This is a genomic window from Ornithinimicrobium jinqii (assembly GCF_045032595.1).
Taxonomy (GTDB): domain Bacteria; phylum Actinomycetota; class Actinomycetes; order Actinomycetales; family Dermatophilaceae; genus Ornithinicoccus.
In genome coordinates this window covers 1-2,125 of the sequence record NZ_JBJFZS010000027.1, presented here as the reverse complement: position 1 = coordinate 2,125, position 2,125 = coordinate 1, and the positions used below count along the sequence as shown (strand labels likewise).

General features: G+C 70.4%; 2 protein-coding genes. Both read right to left on the bottom strand.

The window, feature by feature from the left end; all coding sequences use genetic code 11:
* Window positions 1-71 precede the first annotated feature (71 nt).
* Window positions 72-926 carry a 50S ribosomal protein L17, sunset domain variant gene (rplQ, locus tag ACI3ET_RS13215; RefSeq protein ID WP_405033527.1) on the bottom strand — a complete coding sequence of 285 codons (855 nt, stop codon included), beginning with the start codon at window positions 924-926 and terminating at the stop codon, window positions 72-74.
* A 28-nt stretch (window positions 927-954) separates the two neighbouring features.
* Window positions 955-1,977 (bottom strand): DNA-directed RNA polymerase subunit alpha, encoded by a 1,023-nt coding sequence (locus tag ACI3ET_RS13210; protein ID WP_405033526.1) that lies wholly within the window; start codon window positions 1,975-1,977, stop codon window positions 955-957.
* Between the last annotated feature and the right edge of the window lie 148 nt (window positions 1,978-2,125).

Below are 2,125 nucleotides of genomic sequence, written 5' to 3'. Positions count from 1 at the left end.
GGACGCGACGAGGCCGCCTCCCCCAAGGGGGAGGCGGCCTCGTCGCTCGGCAGGACGTGCGTCCGCGTCGCTCAGCTGTCGTCGTCTGCCTTGCCCAGCTCGGCACCGGCCTCGGCGCCCTGGGCGGCAGCGCCACCGGCCGGCTCGAAGCCGGCCACCTCGGCGGCCTCCGACGAGCGGAACCACACCTCGGCCTGGGTCGCGTCGTACCAGCGCGAGCCGGGGACGTGGTACTTCATCGAGTCGGCGTTGCCCTTGACGTCGAAGCCCTCCGGGGCCTCGCCGTCCTCGGTCGCGGCCTGGCTGTCCGGACCGAAGTCGCGGACCCCGGGCTCGGCGTCAGCGGCGGAGCCCGTCGCGTCGTCGGCGCCGGCCGAGACCATGGCGGCCTCGGTGGTGTCCTCGGTCACGGTCTCGTTGACCTCGACCAGCTCGGCCGGGGCGGCCTGCCCGGTCGCGTCGGCCTCGGTCGCAGCCGGGGCCGCGTCAGCCGCCGCCGCCTTGTCGGCGTCCTTGGCCGCACGTCGCGTCGCGCCCTCGGCCTGGGTGACGACCGCCTTCTTGGCGACCGGCTCGCGGACGAGCTCGATCACGGCCATGGGGGCGTTGTCGCCCTTGCGCGGCGCGATCTTGACGATGCGGGTGTAGCCACCCTGACGCTCCGCGACGTCCGGGGCGATCTCGGTGAAGAGACGGTGGACGACGCCCTTGTCCCGGATGATGGCCAGGACCTTGCGGCGGTTGTGCAGGTCGCCCCGCTTGGCGAAGGTGACCAGCCGCTCGGCCAGCGGGCGCAGGCGCTTGGCCTTCGCCTCCGTGGTGGTGATGCGGTCGTGCTCGAACAGGGCGGTGGCCAGGTTCGACAGGATCAGGCGCTCGTGCGCCGGACCGCCGCCGAGGCGCGGGCCCTTCTTGGGTGCAGGCATGAGAAGACTCCTCGGGTGAAGTTAGGTATCAGTACTGCTCGTCCTCGACGAAGGCAGCATCGCCCTCGTCGTCGAAGGACGCGTCGTCGTAGGAGCTGGCACCCTCGAACCCGGGCGGGCTGTCCTTGAGCGCCAGGTTCATCTCGGCCAGCTTGTCCTTGACCTCTTCGATGGACTTGGACCCGAAGTTGCGGATGTCGAGCAGGTCCGCCTCGCTGCGACCGACGAGCTCACCCACGCTGTGGATGCCCTCACGCTTGAGGCAGTTGTAGGAACGGACGGTCAGGTCCAGCTCCTCGATCGGCAGCGCCAGGTCGGAGGCCAGGGCCCCGTCGCCGGCGGACGAGCCGATCTCGATGCCCTCGGCCTCGACGTTGAGCTCACGGGCCAGGCCGAAGAGCTCTACGAGGGTCTTGCCCGCGGACGCCATGGCGTCGCGGGGGCTGATCGAGTTCTTGGTCTCGACGTCCACGACCAGGCGGTCGAAGTCGGTGCGCTGCTCCACACGGGTGGCCTCGACCTTGTAGGTCACGGCCAGCACCGGGGAGTAGATGGAGTCGACCGGGATCCGACCGATCTCCTGGTCGCCGAACTTGTTCTGCTGCGACGAGACGTAGCCGCGGCCGCGCTCGACGGTCAGCTCCATCTCGATCTTGCCGGAGTCGTTCAGGGTGGCCAGGTGCAGGTCCGGGTTGTGGATCTCCACCCCCGCCGGCGGGGCGATGTCCGCGGCGGTCACGGCGCCGGCGCCCTGCTTGCGCAGGTACATGACGACCGGCTCGTCGTGCTCGCTGGAGACGACCAGGCTCTTGAGGTTGAGGATGATCTCGGTGACGTCCTCCTTGACCCCGGGGATCGTGGAGAACTCGTGCAGCACGCCGTCGATGCGGATGCTGGTCAGTGAGGCACCCGGGATGCTCGAGAGCAGGGTGCGGCGGAGGGAGTTGCCGAGGGTGTAGCCGAAGCCCGGCTCGAGGGGCTCGATGGCGAACCGCGAGCGGTTCTCGGCCACGACCTCCTCGGAGAGGGTGGGACGCTGTGCGATGAGCACTGTGTGTTTCCTTTCCCGCGGGCGACCGCTATATGACGCCCGGTGCATGAGGGTCGGCCGACTCTGTCCTCGGACCGACCGGGCGGTGGGGGGGGGGGGGGGGGGGGGGGGGGGGGGGGGGAAAAGGGGGGGAGGGGGGAAAAGAAGA